This is a genomic window from Pseudomonas sp. FP2196, assembly GCF_030687715.1.
GTDB lineage: Bacteria > Pseudomonadota > Gammaproteobacteria > Pseudomonadales > Pseudomonadaceae > Aquipseudomonas.
Map to the genome: position 1 here is coordinate 3,202,657 of NZ_CP117445.1, position 25,017 is coordinate 3,227,673.

The window sequence follows — 25,017 nt, forward strand, 5'->3', positions numbered from 1 at the left end:
GTCAGCCCTTTTTGGTGATCGGTCGCTCCGGCACGTCCGGATTGCGTTCATCGCGGGTGATGTCGCGATACCAGAGTGCGTGGTGTTTCTTTGCCCAGGCGCGGCTGACCCAGCCGTGCAGCATCGCGTCGACCGAACCCTTGATCCACAGCCCGGCGTAGATGTGAATGATGATGCTCAGAATCAGCACAAACCCCGCCAGTGCATGCAGCAGCATTGACCAGCGAATCACGGTGATGCCGAAATACGCACTGAACCAGGCGCGCCAGATCACCAGCCCGGTGAACAGCAGCGCAAGCATGCACAGCAGTAAAGTCCAGAACAGCAGCTTTTGCCCGGCGTTGTACTTGCCCACCGGTGGCACGGATTCTTCGTCGTTGACCATTACCCGATCAATGCGCCGCAGCCACTGCCGGTCATTGGCGATGAAGAAGTTGGCGCGCCAGAAATTGAACACCAGCCCGAGAAACAACACGAACATCGCCACGCCCATGTACGGATGCAGAATCCGCGTCCACGGCCCGCCGCCAAACAGATGGGTCAGCCAGAACATCGACGGATGAAACAACGCCAGCCCCGACAGCCCGGCCATGAAGAACAGAATCGCCACCAGCCAGTGATTGGTACGCTGGTTGGCGGTGTAACGCAGGATCGTCTTGTTGCTCATGGCCGGTCCTCCCCGCGTGGATCGAAGGTGTGCACTGCAGGGTCGACGACATGCACCGAGGTGTCGGGTGGCGTCGGCAGGTCATCCTCTTCGACCCGGTTCGGCCCGATACGCACATAGTGGAAGAACCCGGCCAGCACCGCCGCGCCCATGGCCAGCAGACCCAGCGGTTTGCTGATGCCTTTCCACAGGCCAACCAATGGACTGATGGCCGGATCCTGCGGCAGATTGGCGTAGATTTTCGGTGTATCGGCGTGGTGCAGCACGTACATCACGTGAGTGCCGCCAACACCTGCCGGGTCGTACAAACCGGCGTTTTCAAAGCCACGGCTTTTCAGATCGACGATGCGTTCGGCGGCGTGTTCCTTCATGTCTTCCTTGGTGCCGAAGACGATGGCGCCGGTCGGACAGGTTTTTACGCAGGCCGGCTCCAGCCCGACCGCGACCCGATCCGAACACAAGGTGCATTTGTAGGCCTTGTGATCCTTCTGCGAAATACGCGGAATGTTGAACGGGCAACCGGTGATGCAATAACCGCAACCGATGCAGTGATCCTGATCGAAATCAACGATGCCGTTGGCGTGCTTGATGATCGCGCCGGGGCTGGGGCATGCCGCCAGACATCCCGGCTCGGCGCAGTGCATGCAGCCGTCCTTGCGGATCAGCCATTCGAGGTTGCCGGCGTCGGTTTCGTGCTCGGTAAAGCGCATCAGCGTCCAGGTTTCGGCGCTCAAATCCTGCGGATTATCGTAGGTGCCGTGGTTGTGGCCGACCTCGTCGCGCAGCTCGTTCCATTCCGAGCAGGCAACCTGGCAGGCCTTGCAGCCGATGCATTTGGTGGTGTCGATCAGCTTGGCCACCGCCTCCTGATTCCTCACCGACGGCGGCACTGTGGTAGTGGCCGAGCGGGCAATAATGTCTTGGCTGGCCATTTAAAGATTCTCCATCAGAGCTTCTCCACGTTGACCAGGAATGACTTGGATTCCGGGGTCTGTGTATTGCCATCGCCGAGGAACGGCACCAGGGTGTTGGTCAGGTAGCCGTGGCGCGTCAGGCCGGTGAACCCCCAGTGCAGCGGGATGCCGATCTGATGCACGACCTGGCCGTTGACCTGCAACGGCCGGATCCTTTTCGTCACCACCGCCACCGCCTCAATGAACCCGCGCTTGCAGCTGACCCGCACCTTGTCGCCGGCCGCAATGCCCTTCTCTTTCGCCAGCACTTCGCCGATCTCGACAAACTGCTCAGGCTGGGCAATCGCGTTCAACTTGCAGTGCTTGCTCCAGAAGTGGAAATGCTCGGTCAGCCGGTAACTGGTGCCGGCGTACGGGAAGTCCTTGGCTTCGCCGAGGCTTTCCCAAACTGAATCGAAGATCCGCGCCGCCGGGTTGCTGGTGGCTTTCTTGTTTTGCGGGTGCAGTGGGTTGATGCCGATCGGCGTTTCGAACGGCTCGTAGTGCTCAGGGAATGGCCCCTCGTTCATCTTGTCGACAGCGAAGAACCGCGCCACGCCTTCAGGGTTCATGATGAACGGGTTCATCCCGGCTTCCGGCGGCACGTCTGCCTTGAAGTCCGGGACGTCGGTGCCGCCCCAGGCTTTGCCGTTCCACCACACCAGACGCTTTTTCGGGTCCCACGGTTTGCCGGAGACGTCCGCCGACGCACGGTTATAGAGGATCCGTCGGTTGGCCGGCCAGGCCCAGGCCCAGCCTTGGTGCTGATGCATGCCGTACGGATCGGCGTTGTCGCGCCGGGCCATCTGGTTACCGGCCTCGGTCCAGCTGCCGGCGAAAATCCAGCAACCGGACGCGGTGCTGCCGTCATCCTTGAGCTGGCCGAACCCGGCCAGTTGCGTGCCGCCCTTGATCGTTGCGCCGGTGGCATCGGTGGAATCCGTGATGGCGCTGCCGTTGAGTTCCTTGGCCAATTCCTCCGGAGAAGGTTCGTCCGGGATCTTGTAAGGCCACGACAGTTTCAACAGCGGATCGGGGAACTTGCCGCCCTCGGCCTGATAACGCTTGCGCAGGCGCAGGAACAGTTCGCTCATGATGCGAATGTCGGTCTGCGCTTCGCCCGGGCCATCGGCGCCTTTCCAGTGCCATTGCAGCCAACGACTGCTATTGACCAGTGAGCCGTCCTCTTCGGCAAAACAGGTGGTCGGCAGGCGAATGACTTCGGTCTGGATCTCCTCGCTTTTCACGTCGTTGTAAGGCCCGACGTTGTGCCAGAACTCCGAGGTTTCGGTGGCCAGCGGGTCCATCACCACCAGCCATTTGAGTTTGGCCAGCGCGCCCATCACCCGGTTCTTGTCCGGCAACGCGGCAATCGGGTTGAAGCCTTGGCAGATGTAGCCGTTGACCTTGCCCTGGCTCATCAGGTCGAACATTTTCAGGACGTCGTAGTTGGGGATGTCCAGTTTCGGCAGGTAGTCGTAATTCCAGTTGTTCTCGAGCGTGGCGTTGGCGCCGTACCAGGATTTCATCAGGCTGACGTGGAACTTGCTGTAGTTCTGCCAGTACGACAGTTGCCCCGGACGCAGCGGCACCTGCGTGCGTTTGGTGATGAAGGCGTTGTAGTCCTGCTCGGTGTCACTGCCAAGGGTCAGATAACCCGGTAGCGCGTTGGACAGCAGGCCCAGGTCGGTCAACCCCTGGATATTGGAGTGCCCACGCAAGGCATTCACGCCCCCACCCGGCATGCCGACGTTGCCCAGCAGCAGTTGCACCATCGCCGCACTGCGGATGATCTGCGCGCCGATGGAGTGCTGCGTCCAGCCGAGCGCGTAGAGAATCGTCATGGTCTTGCCCGGTGTCGAGCAAGTGGCGATCTCGTCCCAGATTTTCTGCATCGCATCGACCGGCATACCGCAGATCTGGCTCGCCAGTTCGATGTTGTAGCGGCTGTAATGCTGCTTCATCAACTGATAGACGCAGCGCGGGTCTTGCAGGGTCGGATCAACTTTGACAAAGCCGTCCTCACCCAACTCGTAACCCCAGCCGGACTTGTCGGTGTAGCTGCGTTTGTCTGCGTCGTAGCCACTGAAAATCCCGTCTTCAAAGCCATAGCCAGCTTTGACGATGAACGAGACGTCGGTGTAGTTGCGCACGTATTCGTGCTGGATCTTGTCCTCGGTCAGGAGGTAATTGATCAGCCCGCCCATGAAGGCGATGTCGGTACCGGTGCGGATCGGTGCGTAGTAGTCGGCCACCGAAGCGGTCCGGGTAAAACGCGGATCGACCACGATCAGCCGCGCGGCGTTGTGCGCCTTGGCCTCGGTCACCCATTTGAAGCCGCACGGATGCGCTTCTGCTGCGTTGCCACCCATTACCAGGATCAGATTCGCGTTGGCGATATCGGTCCAGGTGTTGGTCATGGCACCACGGCCGTACGTCGGGGCAAGACTTGCCACCGTCGGACCGTGTCAGACACGCGCCTGGTTATCGAACCCCAGCATGCCAAGACTGCGAATCACTTTCTGAGTGATGTAGCCCGCTTCATTGGACGCCGCCGACGCCGCGAGGAACCCGCTGGAGACCCAGCGGTTCACCGTTTGGCCATTGGCATTCTTTTCGATGAAGTTGGCGTCGCGGTCGGCCTTCATCAGGTCGGCGACGCGATCCAGCGCCTCATCCCAACTGATCCGCGTCCATTCGCTGCTGCCGGGTTTGCGCGTTTGCGGATACAGCAAACGGCCCGGGCTGTGAATGAAGTCCAGCAGGCCCGCGCCTTTTGGACACAGGGTGCCGCGGTTGACCGGGTGGTCGGCGTCGCCCTCGATGTGGATGATATTTTGCGCGACGTTCTTCGAGGTATCGCCCTGGCTGTACATGATCAAACCGCAACCGACCGAGCAATACGGGCAGGTGTTGCGGGTTTCATGGGTGTGGGCGAGCTTGAAGTGACGCACCTGCTCGGCGAAGGCCTGCGTCGGGGCCATGCCCAACGCGCCCAGGCTAGAGCCTGCAAGGCCGATACCGGCGACCTTGAAGAACTGACGACGGCTGAGATCCATCGTGCACTCCTGATCAGGTGGAACCCGGTACTTGAGCCGGGCTTTTTCTGGACAATCACGGTTGCGGCAGACAGCCTGCCGACTTTTTCACTGTAGACAAAGACCATGCGATCTGTGTGAAAACCGACCGTCGGCGACAATCGGTCATGCACTGGAAAACCTGTGGGAGCGAGCCTGCTCGCGAAGAGGCCCTTTCAGTTGAGACAAATATTGACTGCCACACCGCCTTCGCGAGCAGGCTCGCTCCCACAGGTTTTGTATGCGCCTACAAGGCCATGGGCTTATCATGCCCGCAGGACCAATCCCGCCTTTACGAGACCGCGCATGACTTTCGATTTTGATCAGGTATTCGACCGCCACGACACCGGCAGCACCAAGTGGAGCCGCTATCCGGCCGACGTGCTGCCCATGTGGGTCGCTGACATGGATTTCGCCGCGCCACCGGTGGTCATCGAGGCGCTGCAACAGCGCTTGCTGCACCCGCTGGTGGGTTACAGCGTCGCGCAGGACAACCTGCGTGAAGCCATCGTTGCCGACCTCTGGAACAAGTTCGCCTGGAAGGTGCAGCCGCAAGAGCTGATCTTTTTGCCGGGCGTCGAGTCGGGTTTCAACATGGCGTTAAAAGCACTGGTGCAGCCGCAGCAGAACGTCGTGGTGCAGGTGCCGAACTACCCGCCACTGCGCCATGCGCCGGCTCATTGGGGTTTGAACAAGGTTGAGCTGGAATTCGTGCCGCAGGCTGACGGCACTTACGCCACGCCGCTGGACACCCTGCGTGAATCGCTCAACGGTGGCGGCGCGTTGCTGCTGAGCAACCCGCACAACCCGATCGGCAAAGTGTTCGGCCGCGAAGAACTACAAGCCGTAGCCGACATCTGTGTGGCGCAGGACGCCTGGATCATCTCCGACGAAATCCACGCCGAGCTGTGCTTCGACGGTCGCGTACACATTCCGACCGCCTCCCTGAGCCCGGAAATCGCCCAACGCACCATCACCCTGATGTCGGCGAGCAAGGCCTACAACATCGCAGGTCTGAAAACCTCGTTCATGATCATTCAGGACGCCGCCCTGCGCGAACGCGTCAATCACGCCCGTTGCGGCATGGTCGACAGCGTCAACCCGCTGGGCATGGAAGCCACCCGCGTCGCTTACAGCGAAGCCGGACCTTGGCTGGGCGAGCTGAAAACCTATTTGCAGGCCAACCGCGATTACCTGGTTGAAGCGGTGCGCAGCCGTTTGCCGGGCGTGACCATCAATGTGCCGCAGGGCACCTATCTGGCCTGGCTCGATTGCTCGGCGCTGGATCTGGCCAACCCGCAGCAATTCTTTCTGGAGCAGGCCAAGGTTGGCTTGAGTGCCGGTCTGGACTTCGGCGACAACAGTCAGCAGTTCGTGCGCCTCAACTTCGGCTGCCCGCGTGCATTGCTTGAAGAAGGCCTTGCGCGGATGGAGCGGGCTCTGGCCAACCGCTAACCCGCCCCCCATGTAGGAGCTGCCGAAGGCTGCGATCTTTTGATCTTGTCTGTTAAAAACAAAATCAAAAGAGCGCAGCCTTCGGCAGCTCTTACATTGAGTCAGCGTTCACAAAAATCCATCGTAAATCCGATCGAACTCACGGCAAACACACTGGGTCAACCGCCCATACCCGCCATGAGACTCGGAGACCCGCGATGACCGATTACCCAAAACCACCCTTCCCCGCGCAGGCGCAAGCCGTGCCCGGTTCGCAACGCAAGATGGATCCCTATCCAGACTGTGGCGAGCAGAGCTACGTCGGTTCCGGGCGCCTGGCCGGCAAGATCGCCCTGATCACCGGCGGTGACAGCGGCATCGGCCGCGCCGTGGCGATCGCTTTTGCCCGTGAAGGCGCTGACGTTGCGGTGGCTTATCTCAACGAACACGAAGACGCCAAAGAAACCGCACGCTGGGTCGAACAGGCCGGGCGCCAATGCCTGTTGCTCCCAGGTGATATCGCGCAGAAAGCCCAGTGCCAGGCACTGGTTGATCAAACCGTTGAACGCTTTGGTCGCATCGATGTGCTGGTCAACAACGCCGCGTTCCAGATGACTCACGAAAACTTCGAAGACATCCCCGATGACGAATGGGTGATGACGTTCGACGTCAACATCACCGCGATATTCCGACTGTGTCAGGCAGCCATCAAACACATGCGCCCGGGTGCATCGATCATCAATACCAGTTCGATCAACTCGGACATGCCCAAACCCACACTGCTCGCCTACGCCACCACCAAAGGCGCGATTGCCAACTTCACCGGCGGCCTGGCGCAGATGCTTGGGCCCAAGGAGATTCGGGTGAACTGCGTGGCGCCCGGGCCAATCTGGACGCCGCTGATCGTCTCGACCATGCCCGATGACGAAGTGCAGAACTTCGGTGGCAACACCCCACTCGGTCGCCCCGGCCAACCGGTGGAAGTCGCGCCGATCTATGTGCTGCTGGCCTCGGACGAAGCCAGTTACATCACCGGCCAGCGCTATGGCGTAACCGGTGGCAAACCGATGCTGTGACTGTTTGCGATGAAAAAAGGAAGCCGTCGGCATGGCGGCTCTCCATCCCTGAAGCATCTGCCGGCGGTGAGTCATGACCTTTGTAGTCTGGGTTGCGGTGCTTGGCGCGGTGCTTCTGACCCTGGCACTCACCTCTTCGTACCTGCGCTGGATGCCGGTGACCACCTCGGCCGTGTGCCTGTTGCTGGGGATCGGCATCGGTCCCAGCGGTCTCGACCTGCTGAAACTGTCTGTTGATAGCGCCTCGTTATGGATGGAGCACCTGACGGAAGTTGCGGTGCTCTTTTCGTTGTTCGTCTGTGGTCTGAAATTGCGTTTGCCCCTGCGCGACAAACGCTGGCGAATCGCATTCGGCCTGGCCGGGCCGGTGATGGTGCTGACCATCGCCGGCGTCTGCGCGTTGTTGCACTGGGGGTTGCAATTGCCATGGGGGCCGTCGTTGTTGATTGGCGCAATTCTGGCGCCAACCGATCCGGTACTCGCAGCTCTGGTGCAGGTCAACGATGCGCGGGATGTCGACAGTGTGCGCTTCGGCCTGTCCGGCGAGGCAGGACTCAATGACGGCATTGCCTTCCCCTTTGTGCTGCTCGGAATGTTGCTGCTGGACGGGTCCGGGCATCCCGACGAGTGGCCGGAATGGATCTTGCGCAGTCTGTTGTGGGCGGTGCCGGCCGGGCTGCTGACCGGGTACTGGATGGGTCGCGGCATCGGTCGCCTGACGCTGTCCATGCGCCTGCGCAATGACGACAGCACCCTGAGCCCCAATGATTATCTGGCCTTGGCGCTGATCGCTCTGGCCTATGTGGTGGCTGAATCCATCGGGGGCTACGGGTTCCTGTCGGTATTCGCCGCAGGGCTTGGCTTGCGTCAGGTAGAAGTGAAGTCGACCGGCGCCAGCCAGCCGCCCGCCGAACATCTGGTGCAGCCGGTGGTCGGCCACCAGAACGTTGAGCCGCAACACGCGGTACATGGCGACACGGAGCAACTACAGAACAGCCAAGTCGCCGCCGGCATCATGATGGGCGACATGTTGTCCTTTGGCGGTCTGGTCGAACGGGCCATGGAAGTGTTTCTGGTGACGCTGCTCGGCGTGGTGCTGGTGACACATTGGGACTGGCGGGCCTTGCTGGTCGGCAGCGTGTTGTTCTGCGTGATTCGCCCGGTTTGCGTAGCACTGATGCCATGGGGTTCGTTGCTGGAGGGGCGACAACGGTTGTTGATCGGCTGGTTCGGTATCCGCGGAATCGGCAGTCTTTTCTATTTGTTCTATGCCTTGAATCATGGCCTGAGTGACTCGGTTGCGGCGCTGAGTACCGACATCACGCTGTCCGTCGTGGCACTTAGTATTTTGCTGCACGGAATCAGCACCCAACCGATCCTCGCCCGTTATGAAAAACGCAAGAATCAGAAACTCTAGAAATTCTTCTGAAAAAAAATGGATCTCTGCGCAATCGTCGAGGGTCACAACCATAACCCCCCGCCGGCCCCGTCCGACGGGGTCCGGCAGGTTCGGTTCCCCTGCGGCGACAAGCCTATGAAAAGGAATCCTTGAAAACTTAAGGTTACGGTCATGAAAGAATGCTCGACTCCTGCGCAAATCAAGGCTTGCAGAGCGTTGGCTCTGGAGCGCAATCGTCAATTGTTCGAAGAAGCGCAGGCGCTGAATCGGACGGCTCATGAATTGCTGGAATCCGGGCAACTGGACTTCGAACAGTTCGAGCACTATCGGGCGTTACGCCAGAAAGCCGATGTGAAGTTTGCCGATGCGATTGAGCATTTATGTGTGCTGAATGAGGATTTCCCGCCGATTCCAATGTCGGTGCAGAATTCGCAGGGGTTGCGGCGACAGCTTGAAACAACCGAGTGACTTGCACGACGCCCTTCTGTAGGAGCTGCCGCAGGCTGCGAATTTGTGATCTGGCCTTTGAAGATCGCAGCCTGCGGCAGCTCCTTGTATCTCGACTATCGCTCCGTCAGGAGCGATAGTTCTCGACTGATCATCGAGGGAGGGACTTGGAAGCCGTGCAGCTCCTTAGGCTTTTTGCCTGTGATGTAGATCGTGCTCCAGCCCTCCACACTCACTCGTATAGTTCGAACGGTATCTTGGGCCCGTCTCTGGCGAGAGCCCGCATTCGCAAGGTTGGACAGAGTGCAGTGATGATCGAAAACCGATTAATGGAGAAACGGTCATGTCCAATTTCGTCGGCGTCGATGTCGCTAAAAATACCTTTGATATCGCCACTCACCTGCCAAACGGCAAGCACAAAACCAAGGCCAAACTGGCTAACGACTCAAAAGGTTTCAAAGAGTTTGACGCCTGGTTGAACAAGCAGGTCGAGCCTACAGCCCTGATCGTGATGGAAGCCACCAGCGTTTATCACCTGGAACTTGCCGAGTTCGTCTACAACAAGGGTTACCGGGTCTGCGTCGTCAATCCGGCGACGACCCACGCTTACGCCGACAGCGAGCTGCGCCGGATCAAAACCGACAAAAGCGACGCCAAATTGATCGCTGACTTTGCTCGGGAAAAGGCTGAAAAGCTTCAGCTTTGGGCTCCGGAGCCGCTGAAATATCGTCAGCTAAAGGCGATGGTACGTCGCTTGGATGACCTTCAGGAAATGGAGCAAATGGAGCTCAATCGCCTGGATGTGTCCGACGAAAAGGTCAAAGACTCGATCAACTCTGTGCTGCGTCACATCGAGAAAGAGATCGTTGAAACTCACAAAGCAATCAAAAAACACATCGACGATGATCCAGACATGCGCCAAATGCGCGACTTGATCGTGACCATCGACGGTATTGGCCAGAAAACCCTTGAGCGGCTGCTGGCAGAGTTGGGCGACCTGCGTAAATATGACGACCCTCGCAAACTGGTCGCTGCCGCCGGGTTGAACCCAAAGCTGCAGGACTCGGGAAAGTTCAAAGGCAGAGCAGTGATTTCGAGGATCGGATCGGCTCGCGTTCGGGCGGGTCTATACATGCCTGGGTTGGTTGCACTGAAGCACAACAAGGCAATCATCGCCATGAAGGACCGCTTGAAGGCCAACGGCAAGGCCCCCAAGCAAATCATCTGTGCAGCGATGCGCAAACTCCTACATTTTGTCTACGCCGTTCTTAAATCGGGCCAGCCATTTGACCCGAAAATTGCCCTTGCCCGATGAGGGGCAAGACGGTATCTACAGAGGGCATTTATGCCATAGGATCCGGCGTTCAGCCCCCCGGATTCGTCACCTGAATAAACACCGCATAACTCCCCAGCACCACCCAGAACGTCGCAAAAATCCACGGCGTACGCACCGAAAACAGCAGCGACTTGCGATAACCCTTGTGGCTCGATTCCATCTCGCTGAACAGCGGCGACTCGTCATAGGCCAGGCCCATCAACGGCTCGCTTTGCAGCAAATGACTCTGTTTGAAGTGCCAGTGATCGATGATGTCATACGCTGCGCGAATCCCCGGCCAGGCGTTGAGCGAGCTGAGCAGACCGAGCAGCGCCAGGAACGGTGGCACCACCAGCGTAAACAACTTGCCCCACTCCGGGTTGAGGTTGGACATACACGACGCAAAGGCAATCACCAGAAACGACTGCGCCGCCAGATAGGCATCGGTGCGATTGGCGAGGATGCTGGTTTCGTACTGAATCTCACGGCGATAGAAATCCAGTCGTTCCTTGGGTGAACCGAACATCTTGGCGTCATGTTCGGTCAGGGTTTCTTCAGCGGTGGGCTGAGTCAATATGCGAGGCACGGGACGCACGCTCCGAAGCAGGAAAACGTTTAGAAGCGCTCCGCCACGGACAAGTTCAGCCGGATTCATTTCATCGACTGAGCAATGATCTCCACCAGATTCAATTGCGTGAAAGGCTTGGGCAGACGCGGTAATTGCGCGGCAAAACCCTCCAGGCGTTCGGCGTAACCGGTGGCGAGGATAATCGGCAGATCCGGTTTGAGCAGACGCACCGCATGCGCCAATTGCGCCCCGCTCATGTGCGGCATGGCCATGTCTGTGATCATCAGGTCAATGACCTCGCCTTGATCGAACAACGCCAAGGCCTGGGTGCCGGACGTGGCGCTGACCACGCGATGCCCGAGGTCTTCGAGCAGCAGGCTGGTGCTGGTCAACACCAATGAATCGTCGTCCACCACCAAAACGCTCAGGCGTGGCACCGCGATAAGTTCGGTCGACGGAGACACCGGCTTGGCCGTTTCGCCCTCGACGGCCACCGGTATCCACAGTTCAGCCGTGGTGCCGTGCGATTTCTCGCTCTTGAGGATAAAGCGGCCACCGAGTTGCTCGATAAAACCATAGACCATCGACAACCCCAATCCGGTGCCCTTGCCCACGCCCTTGGTGGTGAAAAACGGATCCTTGGCCATGGCCAGCGTGTGCTCATCCATCCCTTCACCCGTGTCGGTCAGGCTCAGGCAGACATATCGACCCGCCGCCAAGTCCGAATGACCGAGTTCAAACACGACTTCCGGCTGCGCCTTGATGATGACACTGCCACCCTCAGGCATGGCATCGCGGGCGTTGGTCGCCAGGTTGAGCAAGGCGAGTTCCAATTGATTGGTGTCCGCCAATACCGGTTCAAGGTTTGCGGGAAACTGGGTTTCGATGCGAATACCCGGCCCCAGGGAGCTGCGCAACAGCCCGGTGATGCCTTGCACCAACAGGGGAATGTCGACCGATTCGGTCTTGAGTTCCTGACGGCGGGCGAACGCCAGCATGCGCTGGGTCAGCGACACGCCGCGCAAAGCGCCTTGCGTGGCGTTTTCCAGCAAGCGTCTGATCTTCGCGTCGTCGCCGACGCGCTTCTGAACGATCTCAAGGTTGCCGAGAATGACCGTCAGCAGATTATTGAAGTCGTGGGCAATACCGCCGCTGAGCTGACCGATGGCTTGCATCTTCTGCGCCTGGGCCAGCGCTTCGCGAGTCTTTTCCAGGGCGACTTGCGCCTCATGGGCCTCGGTGACGTCACGGGTAATCTTGGCAAACCCGAGCAACGTACCGGTTTCCCCGCGAATCGCATCAACCACCACATGCGCCAGAAACCGCGTGCCGTCCTTGCGCACGCGCCAGCTCTTGTTCTCGAAGCGACCTTCTCGTGTAGCGATCTCCAGCGCCCGCAGCGGCTCGCCGCGCTCACGCTCTTCAGGGGTATAGAAAATCGAAAAATGCTGACCGATGATTTCCTCCGGCAGGTAACCCTTGATCCGCTGCGCGCCCTGATTCCAGTTACTGACTCGCCCATCAGGGCTGAGCATATAGATCGCATAGTCGGTGACGCCCTGCACCAGCAGGCGGAACTGTTGCTCGCTCTGCTTGAGGGTTTCTTCCGCCATCTTGCGGTCGGTCAGGTCGCGAGTGATCTTGGCGAAACCCAGGAGTTTGCCGCTCGGGTCAATGATCGGATCAATGACCACGTGTGACCAGAAGTTCGTGCCGTCCTTGCGTACCCGCCAGCCCTCGCCTTCGAAGCGCCCCTCACGGATCGCCGTGTCGAGCGCCCGCTGTGGCAGGCCGGCCGCGCGATCATCAGCGGTATAGAACCGCGAAAAATGCTCGCCGAGGATTTCCGCCTCCTCATAACCCTTGAAGCGCTTGGCGCCGGAGTTCCAACTGGTGATGATGCCGTCCGGATCGATCATGTAGATCGCGTAGTCGACCACCGCATCGATCAATAAGCGAAAACGCATATCTTCGATCGCTGCGCTCTTGTTGTTTTCGCTCATCACACTCACCGGCCATTGTCATGGGCAGAAGTATGGGGCAATCCGGCCAATTGGGAAGCCGCTTCGTGATTGATCGCCCACCAGCGCGGCAACAGCTGTTTGATCCGGCTCTCGGCGAAGCGGTCGTCGATCAGCATCACCACGCCGCGATCCTCGCGGGTGCGGATCACTCGTCCGGCAGCCTGCACCACTTTTTGCACGCCGGGATAGAGATAGGTGTAGTCGTAACCGGCGCCGAAGATGGCCGCCATGCGGCGTTTCAACTGTTCGTTGACCGGGTTGAGCTGCGCCAGCCCCAGCGTGGCAATGAATGCACCGATCAGCCGCGCGCCTGGCAAATCGATGCCCTCACCGAAGGCGCCGCCCAACACGGCGAAGCCGACGCCCTGACTGTCGGCGGTGAACTGATCGAGAAAGGCCTGTCGCGCGCCCTCGACCATGCCGCGCGATTGCTGCCACAGGTTGATGTGCGGATGCCGCTCGGCCAACAACGAGGCCACCTGTTGCAGGTAATCGAAACTGCTGAAGAACGCCAGATAATTGCCCGGCCGCTCACTGAACTGACGGGCGATCAATTCGACGATCGGCTCCAGCGACGCCTGCCGATGATTGAATCGCGTGGAGATGCGGCTGACGATCTGCACCTGTAATTGCTCGGCGCTGAACGGTGACTCAACATCGATCCAGACGGTGTCGGCCGCCGTGCCGAGCAAGTCGGCGTAATAATTGCGCGGGCTGAGGGTGGCGGAAAATAGCACGCTGCAGCGTGCAGATTTCAGACGCGGGCCAATAAATGCCGCGGGCACCACGTTGCGCAGGCACAGCTGCGACAGCGGACGTTTACGGTCGAGGTCGCGTTTGCTGATATCGAACAGGTAATGCTCGTCATACAGCTCCGCCACCCGGCCGAATTGCAGCAGGTCGAAGTAGAAGTTCTGCAAGCCACTGTCCAGCCCTTGCGGATGGTCATTGAGGTAATCGCCGATGGCTGAGCAACACAGGGAAATTGCCTGAAGCAGTTTTTCCGGGGCTTTGTCGTAGGCCTGATAGGCCGCCAGTTGCGGCGCATGCAGCGCATTCCATTCGCGGTTGACCCGTTGCAGGGACTTTTTCAGGGCTTCGGGTGCGGTTTTGCGTACGGTGGCCAGCGTCGCCTGATCAAGACTGGCGCTGTACATCTGCCGACCGCGCTCGACCAGGTTATGCGCCTCGTCCGCCAGCACCGCGATTTTCCATTGATTGAGCTGCGCCAGACCAAACAGCAATGCGCTGAAATCGAAGTAATAGTTGTAATCGGCGATCACCACATCAGCCCAGCGTGCCATTTCCTGGCTCAGGTAATACGGACACACCGTATGCTGCGCGGCGACTTCGCGCATCGCGGCCTGATCGAGCAGCTTGATGCGACTGGCCGCTTCCCGGGCGGCGGGCAGACGATCATAGAAGCCTTGGGCCAAGGGGCAGGATTCACCGTGGCAGGCCTTGTCCGGGTGTTCGCAGGCCTTGTCCCTGGCGACCATTTCCAGCACCCGCAAGGGCAAGGTTGCCGATTGATCGAACAACACCTGACTGGCATCCAGCGCCAGTTTGCGCCCAGGCGTCTTGGCGGTCAGAAAGAACACCTTGTCCAGTTGCTGCGGCGCCAGGGCCTTGAGCATCGGGAACAGCGTGCCGAGGGTTTTGCCGATGCCGGTTGGCGCCTGCGCCATCAGACAACGGCCGGTACTCACCGCTTTGAACACCGATTCAGCCAGATGCCGTTGGCCGGGACGAAAGTCAGGGTGCGGAAAGGCCAGATGCTGCGCGGCCAGATTGCGGGCGTCGCGATGGGCCATTTCCTGCTCGGCCCAATTAAGGAACAAGCTGCATTGCAGCTCGAAAAAGACCTGCAAGGCCTCGGCGCTGAAGGCTTCGACCAGGCAGGTTTCCTTCTCGCTGACGATGTCGAAATACACCAGCGCCACGTTGATCTGCGCAAGATCGAGTTTGCGACACATCAGCCAGCCGTAGACCTTCGCCTGCGCCCAGTGCAACTGGCGGTGATTGGCCGGTTGCTTGCTCAGGTCGCCGCGATAGGTTTTGACTTCTTCCAGGCAGTTCTGCGCCGGATCGTAGCCGTCCGCCCTGCCCTTGACCTTCAACTGGCGAAACTCACCTTCGAGCGCCACTTCGCTCTGGTACTGGTCATTGCGCCGCGAGGCCACGGTGCGATGGCCGGCAATGCCCTCCAGCGCCGTGGGTGACGGGGTGAAACGCAGGTCGAGGTCGCCGGTCTTGGCAGTGAACTCACACAGCGCCCGCACCGCAATGCTGTAGCTCAAGCGCTCTGCTCCGCCCATTGCACGTAACACACGGCCACCGGCATCTGGTGCTCGTGACAGAACTCCAGCCAGCGCAGTTGATTGTCCTGCAAGCGGTCGCCCGGGCCTTTGACTTCGATCATCCGGTAGGTTTTGCGCTGCGGCCAGAACTGGATCAGGTCGGGCATCCCGGCGCGGTTGGCTTTGATATCGAGCAGCAAACGGTTGAACCAGTGTTTGAGGTGTTCGGCGGGCAGGCAGGCCAGCGCTTGTTCAAGCAGCGCTTCATTCAAGGCACCCCAGAACACGAACGGCGACTGCACGCCCCACTTGGCGACAAACCGCGCGCGGATGGTGTCGGCATAACGGCCGTCATCGAGTTCGGCGAGGCAAGCGTCGAACAGATCGGCACGGCGCTGCTGAAAGTCTTCATTGAGCAGATCCACCGGACCACGCTGGAACGGGTGAAAAAACGCCCCCGGCAGCGGCGCAAAAATTGCCGGCCAGCAGAGCAACCCGAACAATGAGTTGATCAGGCTGTTTTCCACGTAATGCACCGGGCCGTCGTCGTCATGCAGATGCGCCTGCACGTAAAACTCCACCGACAGCGCCGGATCAGTGCGCGGCAAGTGCAGATCGAGACGTTCCACCGGTCGAGGCGCCAGCCGTTTGAGTGGCGGGCCACCGAGCTTGCGGCGCAGGCGCGGCACCATGCGCTGCAAGCCTTGCTGCTCGGTCGCGCTTTGTGGTGCCTGCTCGGCGAGCGTGGCGATTTCCAGCGCCAAAGCGTATTCACTGCAACGCTCAAGGACGCGGATCATCCGCAATCGGGCGCCGGGATAGGCGCAATTACGGTAAATGTTCAGGGCCAGGGCGAACTCGGTGATGCGCTCACAGTACTGACCGATCTGGAACAGCACCTTGTCGCGCCGACGCTGCAGCCATGGGTTGTCGAAGTGCAGAGCGCTGACCTGCCTAACAATGGGCTCCAGCGGTTCGTCAGCCTCGAAACGCAATTGGCAGGTGTGCAGAAACAGGCAGGCGTCGACGTCCTCACGGCTGCGCAAGCCCCGGGAATCAGCGCAGAACTCTACTTTCTCGTAGGTGAAGATGCCGAGGTCAGCCAGCACGAACTCGGACCAATCCTGATACAGGTTGCCGAAGAACATCAGGCGCAAGCGATCGCAAAGGTCCATGATGGCCAGGCTGAACAATCGATCTGCAAGCGCCGGTGCCCATTCGCGCAAACTGCGCGGTTCGGCGAATTGCTCGGCAAGCATTGGCAGCCAGTCGTCCTTGCGCCCCTTGGGTTGTTCGATAACGTCGCTGAAGGCTTGCAGAACTTCGGCCTTGAGCAATACGTCGAAGAGTTCGGCAACCGCCAGTGGGGCGTGTTCGTCGATCCAGCCTTGATCCAGCAATGGCTGCACTGCGTGGGCGATATCGCCGATTTCCACATAGTTGAGCCTGCTCGCGCGAAAATGCACCCCCTTGCGCATTACCATTCGCACCAGCAAGCCCTGCGAGGGTTTGGGCAACGCTTTGAAATCGCGAATAAATGCCAGCTCGGGTTCGCTCATCAAATCGGCGTAGCGAAGCTCAAGCCAATCAAGCACTTGCCGGAAGTTGTTGAGGTAATAGAACGGATCATCGAGGGGATTGGCAGTCACGGGAATTCAGGGCCATGTCGAGCGAGTACTGGTTATGCGTACAGATAACAGCTCTGCCCTCCCCGGCGCAAACGGAAAAAGATCAATGGCATTTTTTCACCGCTCTATCGAACTTTTTCCGGCGCTATGGCACCAACCGCGTTAGAACACCGACAATGCTCGGTATCACAGCGAATGAGGAATTAGACGTGGGTATGAAAATCAAGACGCTGGGCATCCCGTTGGCGGTAGCTGCCCTGCTGGCGTTGAGCGGTTGCTCGACCCAGACCGTGGTCACCCTGCAGAACGGCACCCAGTATTTGACCAAGGACATGCCGAAGACCAAAACCAAGGACGGCTTCTATGAGTTCGAGGATATTTCCGGTGCCAAGGTGAAAGTGCGGGCCGATGAAGTGGCCACGGTGCGCAAGGAAGACTGATCCCCGATCCCGTCAACACCCCGATCCACCTGTAGACGCTGCCGAAGGCCGCGATCTTTTGACTTTGGTTTTTTAGAATCAAGATCAAAAGATCGCAGCCTTCGGCAGCTCCTACAGGTTTTTTTTGTTTTATTCGAAGGCAGTCATGCCCGGGATGTTGTTGTCGCAGCTCAGGTACGTTCCGCCACGCTTGGCCAGTTCGCGCTGCAAACGCTGGCAACGCTCCCGATCCTGTTGCGCCATACGGTCAATACTCAGGTTGCCGGTGGTTTCTGGCGGCTTGCCTTCGCCCAGACGAATCGTCACGAACGGCTGTTCTGGCTGGATCTGAAAGCGGCTTTTCTTTTCAACCGGTTCGATCACCTCGGTTTTCGCCGGGCTCGGCAACTGATCGGTGGTGACTCCGTAACGGCTCAGAATCGAGCTTTGAGGCAGATCGGCCCAGGCATTGGCCGATAACAGCGCCAGTCCAATAACCCCGACATACCCCTTGAAACCTTTCACGTTTGAATCTCCTGTGCTCAATGGCGGCTAGCTATAGAACGTGTATGCACGTGCTGGCTTTAGGCCGCATTTCCTGTTTGCACAGGGTTTGAGTCAGAGAATGGCTAGTGAGTCACTTTTTAAACCGCGCGCTCTTCAATCTAACAGGCTAGCGATGGCGCCCTTACCGGCGCGCCACCAACATCAGGCGATCACAATGCCATCGCCACTCAGGCTATTCAGTGCAACCCCTACCAGCGTCACCGAATCACCGCCAAACTTCAGCACCGTATCCTGCCCGACCGCCGTGGCATGAGCGCGGAAATCGTCATTCGGCAAAACACCCTGCACACCAAGAAACACCAGTTTGTCGTTGGCGGTAAAGCCGACCACCCGATCCTGCCCGAATGCGCCATTGAACAGGAACGTATCCGCCCCGCCACCCGACTCCATCAGGTCATTGCCGGCGCCACCGACAAACACATCGTTGCCCGCACCGCCGATCAGATGATCGTTGCCATCGAGTCCAAACAACCAGGCGCCGCTGGCATTAGCCTTGAGCGTGTCGGCGCCGCTGGTGCCCTTCACGCTCGACTCGTACGCCGTGACATTGTTGCCAACCTTCAAGCCGCTGGCCGTGACGCTGTGGGTCACATCATCCTTGAACAGGCCCCAGAGAAAACCCGGTTCCTTGGTGACAATGGCGCCGATGTCGCGGGTGATGCTGATCCCGCCGTTAGCATCGCGGATGTACAGATTGCCCGCACCGTCATTGGCAAAGTCGAAGGCGTTCACCGACTTCTGCAAGTCCAGCGTATTGCTGCCCTGCCCGCCGAGAATGATGTTGTAGCCGCCGCTGTCTCGGAAGGTGTCGTTGCCGGCGCGACCTTCCAGATAGTCATTGCCACTGCCGCCCTGGATCAGATCATTGCTGTCGCTGCCGATGATGAAGGTGCTGCCCTTGTGGGTTTCGGCGTTGCGATTGAGGTCCTGCACCCAGGTGTTGGCTCGCGCCGGATCCGACAGGTTGGCGACGATGATCGTCGAGTCCTTGCTGGTCAGGTCGTAGAACTTCGACTCGACGATCCGGTTCATGCCGTCGCCATAAGCCGTCGGCAGGTGCGAGATCCAGGTAGGGATGTTGAGGATCGAAAACGGCAGCACGTTCCACGCCGTCGAGGCGTAGTGATCGTTGAAGCTGACGATGTTGTCGGTGGCGGATTCCTTGGGGGCATCGTGCACGCCGACCGAGGCGCCTGTGAACGTCGAGCCGTCGAGGGCGCGGAATACCGGATCGTTTTCGTAGCCGACGTTGAGCACCTTGTCGGTGCTGCTCTGGGTTGGCGATGCATAGGCGATGTAGTTGGAATCGGCAAAGAATCCGCCCCACTTGCCGCCGCTCAAGTCCGCCATGCTGTTGACCGCCAGCCCGCCGAGGCTGTGGCCGCTGACCAGGATGTTTTTGCCGGTGAGGCCGTTGGCCTTGGCGAATGCCACCACGTCGTCAAGCAGATTGCCGAAGGCTTCCCCGACGTAGTTTTTCGCGTAGTCCTTGGGTCCGAAAGCCGCGAGCAGGTCGTTGATCACGTCGCCGATGGAATCGAGGATCAGATTTTCCCGCGGGCCGCTGGTGCCGCGAAAGGCAATGCCGATTTCCGTGAGATGGCCCTGGGCGTCGTACTTGCCGAGAATCTCCACCTGAGCGGTGGAGTAACCGGCCTTCTCGCCAAAGAAGGTTCCGCGCGCGTCGGTTTTGCCGTCGTACCCCAGTTGCGAAGCGGTGATCGGCGTCCAACCGGCCTTCTTCACGGCGTCGAGGGCGAGTTTTTCTGAGTCGGGGTTCCACGGAACACCGGGGATCACCCCTTGGGAATCAGTGCCACCGAGCAGTGCCGTGACCAGCGTAGCCGGCAGGCCGAGGCCGAAGCCGTTGTGCTGGTACCCGGCGGCAAAGCCGTTATCGAGGTTATGGTAGGAATACAGCGTGATGGCCATGGCGTCGCTGAACAACGCCTTGGAATCAGCTGTACTGAGGTTTTTGTAGTCATACACACCCATCGCTATTGCCTCTCTTTTGTTGGAATTGTCAGAGATAGCTCACAGCCAGGGCGCCCCATGGGGACGCCCCGGAGCATTTCGATACAACACTTCTTGATCGCCGCTCCCACAAGGGCTCGTGGCGGACAGCACTTTGGCGCCTGACACCTCCTATGTAGGAGCTGTCGAGTGAAACGAGGCTGCGATCTTTTGACTTGGCTTTTTAAAGACAAGATCAAAAGATCGCAGCCTTCGGCAGCTCCTACAGGGGTTGCGTCGTTTGCATTAAATGCATCATTTCAGGCATCTAGGCGAACACGAAACTTGCGTCCGTCAGGTTAGCCACTCCAACCCCCACAAGGGTCACGGCAAACTCGCCAATCTTCAGCACGGTATCGCCGCCGGACTGCGAAGCATGCTGCTTGTAGTCGTAGCCCTGCCCCGCGCCTTCGACGCCCATGAACACCAGTTTGTCGTTGCCCTGATAGCCGTTGATGGCATCAAAGCCGAACGCACCGCTGAACAGGAAGGTGTTGTTGCCACCCACCGCCGTCATCACGTCATTGCCGGCGCCGCCGACGAAGGTCACATGACCCTTGTCGCTGATCAGCTTGTCGTCACCGCCCAGCCCGAACAACCAGTCACCGTCATTGGTGGCGTGCAGCGCATTGCCGTAGCCATCCCCGCCAAGCGAATGGCTGTACTGGGTCAGCTCACTGCCATTGGTCAAACCCTTGGCCGTGACGCCCCAGGTAATCTCCTTGCTGCCCCACCACGAACCCGACTCTTTGCTCACCAGCGCGCCGATGTCGCGGGTCATGCTGATGCCGCCATAGGCATCGCGCACATACAGCGTGCCGTCACCGTCGTTGGCGAAACTGAAGTTCTGTAACGGTTTCTGCAACTCGAAGGTGTTGTAGCCCTGGCCGCCGAGGAGGATGTTAAAGCCGCCGTCATCACGGAAACGATCATCACCGCCCAAGCCTTCAAGGAAGTCGTTACCTGCCCCGCCCTTGAGCCAATCGTTGCTTTGCGTGCCAATGATGAACGTGCTGCCGGTGTGCGCCTCGCCGCTGCGACCCAAGTCTTCGACCCAGGTCTTGCCCCGGGACGCTTCCTCCAGGTTGGAGACGATGATGGTCGAGTCCTTGTGGGTCAGGCCGTAGAACTTGGAGTCGATGACTCGGTTCAAGCCATCGGCATAGCCCAGCGAACTGTGGGCCGACCAGTTCAGCGGATTGACGATGCTGAACGGCACCAGGTTTTGCGCGGTGGACGCGTAGTTGTCGTTGAAGTTGACGATGTTGTCGGTGGTCGACTCATGCGGCTTGTCGTGCTTGCCCATCGACGCAGTGCTGAATGTGGTGCCATCGAGCACGCGGAACACCGGATCGTTCTCGTAACCGATGTTCAGCACGTTGTTGCCGGTGCTGCTCTGGGTCGGCGAGGCAAAAGACACATAGTTGGCGTCTTTGAAGAATCCCCCCCAGTTGCTCGCGCTGAGTTCGGCCACGCTATTGACCCCGAGACCGCCGAGGCTGTGGCCGCTGATCAGCACGTCTTTGGCGGCGATGCCATGGGCGATGGAAAACGCTGCAACAGCCTTGAGCAGATTGTCGAAGGCGTTTTTCGCATAGTCAGTCGCGTAGTCAGAAGGCCCGACAGCGGCCAGCAGATTGTTTTTCATGTCGCCGAAGGTGTCGCTGTAACCCAGCCCGCCGGTGCCACGAAAGGCAATGCCGATCCCGATCAACTTGCCGGCAGCGTCGTACTTGCCGAGCACTTCGGCTTCGGCGCTAGTGAAACCGTCCTTCTCGCCGAAGAACGTGCCCTGCGCGCCGACCTTGCCTTGGTATCCCAGCACCGTCGCGCTGACCGGCTTCCAGGCAGTCCCTGGCAAGGCTTGGCCGGTCGGCGTGTAGGCATACAGCGTCAGGGCGATGGCATCACTGTACAAAGCTTTGCCATCGGCATTTTTGTAATCAAACAGTCCCATGTTGTGCTCTCTCCTCCTTCAAACAAGTGCTGGCAGCTCCCTCTGGAACTGCCAGCACTCCTTTAGAACTGCCAGTCGAGGGTCAGACCCACACCGTGGTCTTTCTCGTTGCTACCGATCAACCCGTTGTAATCAAGGTTCACCCGCACATCGCGATTGAGCGCCAGCCCGGCGCGTACGCCAACCACCGCCGCATCACGATCCAGCGACACGCTCTGCACGTTGAACGCGCTGTTGCCGTTGGCGAATGCCAGATGGTTTTCAGAGTCGACGCTGCTCAGGTTGTGCTGCCAGCCCAGCGTTGCGCCCAGTTCCAGCTGATGCTTGTCCGACAGGGCAAACGTGCGCTTGGCGCGGACACCGAGAGTCGACAAGACCGCATCGCGATTGTCTTCACCGCCCTTGAGTGCGGCGGCATCACCCTTCTCGGTGAAGCTGTCGCTGTTCAGGTGCACGTAAGCCAGATTGGCGAACGGCTCCAGGTTCATCGGTTGCAGGCCCAGGTCATAAGCGGCTTCGGTGAACAGTTGCGCAGTGGTCGCATCGCGTTTGACCTTCTGCTTGCCGCTGACGTCGCCGAATTGCAGATCACGCTTCACGTCGATGCGATGCCAGCTATAAGCGCCACCAACGGTCAGACGTAGTGCATCGATTTCATGTCCCAGATACGCACCCAAGTGGTAGCTGTCGACGGATGCCGACGAATGCGTGCCACTGCCCATGCTCAACGAGCTGTCGCTATAACCGGTAACGAAACCGAGGCGAGTATCTTCAGCGATCAAGCCGTCGACACCGGCCAGCAAACCACCGATGGAACTGTTGGAATCGGCATAGTCATGCCCGCCATCGCTTTTGCCCCAGGCACCGAGCACCTTGACCCAGACGTTGCTGCGATCGTCAGTCGGCGCATTGGCGTCGAACAGATCACGCTCGCGCAAGCGTTCGCCCACGGCATCGCGCAGGTAACGGCTGTCGTTGATCAGCATCGTGCCGATGGCCGGATGAATCTCGCCGGACAACTGCTGGAAGGCTTGCTGCGCCGACGCGGCATTTGCCGACAACAACAGGGTTTCGAACAGCGCATTGCCCGCGCCCAAGCGCTCGGCAGCGGCACCGACAGCACGCTGGTTAGGCGTCAGGCCGACGCTGGCGAACGATGCATCGTTACGCCCCACCGCCAGTTGAATGCCGCTCGCCGAGTAAGCGAGCGTGCCGCCCAGGAACGCATAATCCGGCAGCACCTGGCCGAAGCGTCCTTCAATGCCGCCGGCCGCTTGCAGGATGTTGTATTGCGTGCCGAGCAAGCTTTTGACTTCGCCGGTGGTCAGCAAGGTCGGGCTGTTTTCCAGCGACATGGTCACTGTGGCGCCTTCAATGACGGCTTTGCCAGTGGCGACGATCTGGTCGCTGCTGGTCGGCGACAGCTCTACCGCGTAGGTCGAACCCGGCGCGAAAGTGACGTCACCCGCGACGTTCAGGGTGCCGATCGAATTGCCCGGCGCCACGGTGCCGCCGCTGTTGACCGACAACGTGCCGATGCGGCCATTGCCACCAAGGATGCCGCCGTCATTGACGGTGACCGCCGATTGCAGCGAACCGTTGATGGCCAGTCGGCCCTGATTGACCAGGGTCGGGCCGCTGTAGGTGTTGTTGCCAGTCAGCACCAGAGTGCCGATCCCTTGCTTGGTCAAACCGCCGTGGCCGGAAATGTCGTTGCGCCAGGTATCGAGGCCGCAAGTGATGTCGGTGCACACACGCTCGGTGGGTTTGCCCTGATCGATGATCGCGCCGATGCCCGGCAGATCCGCAACGAACTGGCCGGAACCGTAAGCCCCCTGAATACGAAACTCTTCAGGAATGTCCTGCTCGGTGACGAACATCGACGGGCCATCAATGCCCTTGCGCAGGTTGATCATCCCCCAGCCGTACAGAGCGTCGATGCCCGGTGCGCCAAGGTCGGTGGCGGTGGTACGCAATACTGTGGCGACCTGATCGCCGGTCATGTACGGGAAGCGCTCCATCAGCACCGCCATTGAGCCGGCCACGTGTGGCGCAGCCATCGAGGTGCCGTTGTAATTTTTGTAGCCGGTGGTCAGGTTGTCGGCGTTGGTGCCTTCGATGATCGAGCTGTAGATTTTCGTACCCGGCGCCGAGACGCAGAAGCTCGCGGTGTAACCGCAGCGCGAAGAGAACGTACTCATGATGTACGGATTGGCGCTGGCCAAATCCGGGTTCTGTTGTAACGCGGCGACGGTGATCCAGTTCGGTGCGATATCCGGGACGAAATAGCCGAGACCGGCGATGGCGTCCGGGTTATTGAGGTTGTAGTCGTTGCCGGCGGCGAAAATCGTCACGATCCCGCTGCGCGCGGCGGCGATGGCGCCGTCATAGGCGCCGCCGGGTTTGGTGCCGAGCAAGGTGCGGATCTCGTTGAACTGCAACTGTGCGTCGTTAACGGTGAAGTGCGGGTACGCCGGGTCGCGGCCACCGAGGTCGAAGCGGTCGGTGATGCCGATGCCCCAGCTGTTGTTGATGATCCGCGCGCCGCTGGCGATCAGCGCGTCCCAACCGGCCTTGTAAACCGCGCCATCGTTACCGCGAACGATGCCATCTTCCGGCCCCGGATCGCCGTTGTCGGCGCTGACGATCTGCGCCCCGAACGCCACGCCGTGCATCGGCCCACCGTCACGGCTGCCCGCCGCAATGCCGCCGACGTGAGTGCCGTGGGCGCCTAGCTTGCCGTCGGAGCCAACCGAGGGCGAACCGTCATAGCGGAACGCATCCCCGGCTTTCACCGGGATGTACGGGTCGGTGTATTCGCGAATGCCGCTGGTGACCAGGGTGATGACTTTGTTACTGCCGGAAAACTCCGGATGCGCGGCGTAAACCGGCTGGTCGAAAATGCCCAGTTTGACGCCTTTGCCGGTGTAGCCAGCAGCGTATGCGTAATCGGCACCGATGGCGCCCAAACCCCAGTCAGCCTGGAATTCGGCGCTGCGCCAACTCGACGGATCGCCCGTGCGACCACTTTCCACATAGGACGCGGCGTGCGCGGAGCCCATGGTGGTGAGTGCGTACAACACGGCGCAAGTCAGCGTTTTCAGGGCAAAACGGCCTCCCGTTTGCGCGGAGGTATTGTTGTTATTCATCCAGCGACCTTCCTTAGTGATGTT

At 59.7% G+C, this 25,017-nt stretch carries 17 protein-coding genes; 6 read left to right on the top strand and 11 right to left on the bottom strand.

The genetic code is table 11. The features are described from left to right. Position 1 precedes the first annotated feature (1 nt). From PSH79_RS14340 to fdnG, 3 genes are read right to left on the bottom strand one after another with little or no spacing between them, the layout of a single operon-like run. Entirely contained in the window at positions 2–667 is a 666-nt protein-coding gene (locus tag PSH79_RS14340) for a formate dehydrogenase subunit gamma (RefSeq protein WP_305437920.1), read from the bottom strand. Next, a complete protein-coding gene (gene fdxH / locus PSH79_RS14345) occupies positions 664–1,599 on the bottom strand; it encodes a formate dehydrogenase subunit beta (RefSeq protein ID WP_187681316.1) in 936 nt (311 codons plus the stop codon). The genes PSH79_RS14340 and fdxH overlap by 4 nt, the downstream gene beginning before the upstream one ends. Before the next feature lie 14 nt (positions 1,600–1,613). Continuing rightward, entirely contained in the window at positions 1,614–4,679 is a 3,066-nt protein-coding gene (fdnG, locus tag PSH79_RS14350) for a formate dehydrogenase-N subunit alpha (RefSeq protein WP_305437922.1), read from the bottom strand. A 324-nt stretch (positions 4,680–5,003) separates the two neighbouring features. On the opposite strand from fdnG, the gene PSH79_RS14355 reads away from it, so the two are divergent. The 5 genes from PSH79_RS14355 to PSH79_RS14375 all read left to right on the top strand — a co-directional run bounded on the left by PSH79_RS14355 (position 5,004) and on the right by PSH79_RS14375 (position 10,368). Next, positions 5,004–6,152, top strand: coding sequence for a MalY/PatB family protein (locus PSH79_RS14355; protein ID WP_305437924.1), 1,149 nt, complete (start codon positions 5,004–5,006; stop codon positions 6,150–6,152). 197 nt (positions 6,153–6,349) lie between these two features. Further along, positions 6,350–7,207 carry a glucose 1-dehydrogenase gene (locus PSH79_RS14360; protein WP_305437926.1) on the top strand — a complete coding sequence of 286 codons (858 nt, stop codon included), beginning with the start codon at positions 6,350–6,352 and terminating at the stop codon, positions 7,205–7,207. 73 nt (positions 7,208–7,280) lie between these two features. Continuing rightward, positions 7,281–8,624, top strand: coding sequence for a sodium:proton antiporter (locus tag PSH79_RS14365; RefSeq protein WP_305437927.1), 1,344 nt, complete (start codon positions 7,281–7,283; stop codon positions 8,622–8,624). Between the two features lie 153 nt (positions 8,625–8,777). After that, positions 8,778–9,074, top strand: a complete 297-nt coding sequence (locus tag PSH79_RS14370; RefSeq protein ID WP_305437928.1) for a hypothetical protein — start codon at positions 8,778–8,780, stop codon at positions 9,072–9,074. A 322-nt stretch (positions 9,075–9,396) separates the two neighbouring features. Further along, entirely contained in the window at positions 9,397–10,368 is a 972-nt protein-coding gene (locus PSH79_RS14375; protein ID WP_305437929.1) for an IS110 family transposase, read from the top strand. 49 nt (positions 10,369–10,417) lie between these two features. On the opposite strand, the gene PSH79_RS14380 is transcribed toward PSH79_RS14375, so the two are convergent. The 4 genes from PSH79_RS14380 to PSH79_RS14395 form a co-directional block, all read right to left on the bottom strand. Then, the gene (locus PSH79_RS14380; RefSeq protein ID WP_305437930.1) at positions 10,418–10,954 is read right to left on the bottom strand and encodes a hypothetical protein; all 537 of its coding nucleotides are present in this window, start codon (positions 10,952–10,954) and stop codon (positions 10,418–10,420) included. Positions 10,955–11,019: 65 nt separating this feature from the next. Next, positions 11,020–12,939 (bottom strand): PAS domain-containing sensor histidine kinase, encoded by a 1,920-nt coding sequence (locus PSH79_RS14385; RefSeq protein WP_305437931.1) that lies wholly within the window; start codon positions 12,937–12,939, stop codon positions 11,020–11,022. 5 nt (positions 12,940–12,944) lie between these two features. Continuing rightward, positions 12,945–15,260: an ATP-dependent DNA helicase gene (locus tag PSH79_RS14390; RefSeq protein WP_305437933.1), complete on the bottom strand. Its 2,316-nt coding sequence runs from the start codon at positions 15,258–15,260 to the stop codon at positions 12,945–12,947. After that, positions 15,257–16,909 (bottom strand): VRR-NUC domain-containing protein, encoded by a 1,653-nt coding sequence (locus PSH79_RS14395; protein ID WP_305437934.1) that lies wholly within the window; start codon positions 16,907–16,909, stop codon positions 15,257–15,259. The genes PSH79_RS14390 and PSH79_RS14395 overlap by 4 nt, the downstream gene beginning before the upstream one ends. Before the next feature lie 194 nt (positions 16,910–17,103). Here PSH79_RS14395 and PSH79_RS14400 point away from each other — a divergent pair, with 194 nt between their 5' ends. Beyond that, entirely contained in the window at positions 17,104–17,328 is a 225-nt protein-coding gene (locus tag PSH79_RS14400; protein WP_305437935.1) for a YgdI/YgdR family lipoprotein, read from the top strand. A gap of 129 nt (positions 17,329–17,457) precedes the next feature. On the opposite strand, the gene PSH79_RS14405 is transcribed toward PSH79_RS14400, so the two are convergent. From PSH79_RS14405 to PSH79_RS14420, 4 genes are all read right to left on the bottom strand, one after another. Next, positions 17,458–17,832: a hypothetical protein gene (locus tag PSH79_RS14405; protein ID WP_305437936.1), complete on the bottom strand. Its 375-nt coding sequence runs from the start codon at positions 17,830–17,832 to the stop codon at positions 17,458–17,460. 183 nt (positions 17,833–18,015) lie between these two features. Then, entirely contained in the window at positions 18,016–19,869 is a 1,854-nt protein-coding gene (locus PSH79_RS14410; protein WP_305437937.1) for a polyurethanase, read from the bottom strand. A gap of 286 nt (positions 19,870–20,155) precedes the next feature. Then, positions 20,156–21,844 (bottom strand): polyurethanase, encoded by a 1,689-nt coding sequence (locus PSH79_RS14415; RefSeq protein WP_305437938.1) that lies wholly within the window; start codon positions 21,842–21,844, stop codon positions 20,156–20,158. Positions 21,845–21,906: 62 nt separating this feature from the next. Next, positions 21,907–24,993 (bottom strand): autotransporter serine protease, encoded by a 3,087-nt coding sequence (locus tag PSH79_RS14420; RefSeq protein WP_305437939.1) that lies wholly within the window; start codon positions 24,991–24,993, stop codon positions 21,907–21,909. Between the last annotated feature and the right edge of the window lie 24 nt (positions 24,994–25,017).

What these genes read in the sequence shown, in the direction of transcription:
- PSH79_RS14420 (WP_305437939.1), bottom strand. Translation starts at nt 24,993, where the DNA reads ATGAATAACAACAATACCTCCGCGCAAACGGGAGGCCGTTTTGCCCTG.
- PSH79_RS14360 (WP_305437926.1), top strand. Translation starts at nt 6,350, where the DNA reads ATGACCGATTACCCAAAACCACCCTTCCCCGCGCAGGCGCAAGCCGTG.
- PSH79_RS14385 (WP_305437931.1), bottom strand. Translation starts at nt 12,939, where the DNA reads ATGAGCGAAAACAACAAGAGCGCAGCGATCGAAGATATGCGTTTTCGC.
- PSH79_RS14340 (WP_305437920.1), bottom strand. Translation starts at nt 667, where the DNA reads ATGAGCAACAAGACGATCCTGCGTTACACCGCCAACCAGCGTACCAAT.
- PSH79_RS14400 (WP_305437935.1), top strand. Translation starts at nt 17,104, where the DNA reads ATGAAAATCAAGACGCTGGGCATCCCGTTGGCGGTAGCTGCCCTGCTG.
- PSH79_RS14365 (WP_305437927.1), top strand. Translation starts at nt 7,281, where the DNA reads ATGACCTTTGTAGTCTGGGTTGCGGTGCTTGGCGCGGTGCTTCTGACC.
- PSH79_RS14410 (WP_305437937.1), bottom strand. Translation starts at nt 19,869, where the DNA reads ATGGGTGTGTATGACTACAAAAACCTCAGTACAGCTGATTCCAAGGCG.
- fdxH (WP_187681316.1), bottom strand. Translation starts at nt 1,599, where the DNA reads ATGGCCAGCCAAGACATTATTGCCCGCTCGGCCACTACCACAGTGCCG.
- PSH79_RS14355 (WP_305437924.1), top strand. Translation starts at nt 5,004, where the DNA reads ATGACTTTCGATTTTGATCAGGTATTCGACCGCCACGACACCGGCAGC.
- PSH79_RS14375 (WP_305437929.1), top strand. Translation starts at nt 9,397, where the DNA reads ATGTCCAATTTCGTCGGCGTCGATGTCGCTAAAAATACCTTTGATATC.
- PSH79_RS14370 (WP_305437928.1), top strand. Translation starts at nt 8,778, where the DNA reads ATGAAAGAATGCTCGACTCCTGCGCAAATCAAGGCTTGCAGAGCGTTG.
- PSH79_RS14415 (WP_305437938.1), bottom strand. Translation starts at nt 21,844, where the DNA reads ATGGGACTGTTTGATTACAAAAATGCCGATGGCAAAGCTTTGTACAGT.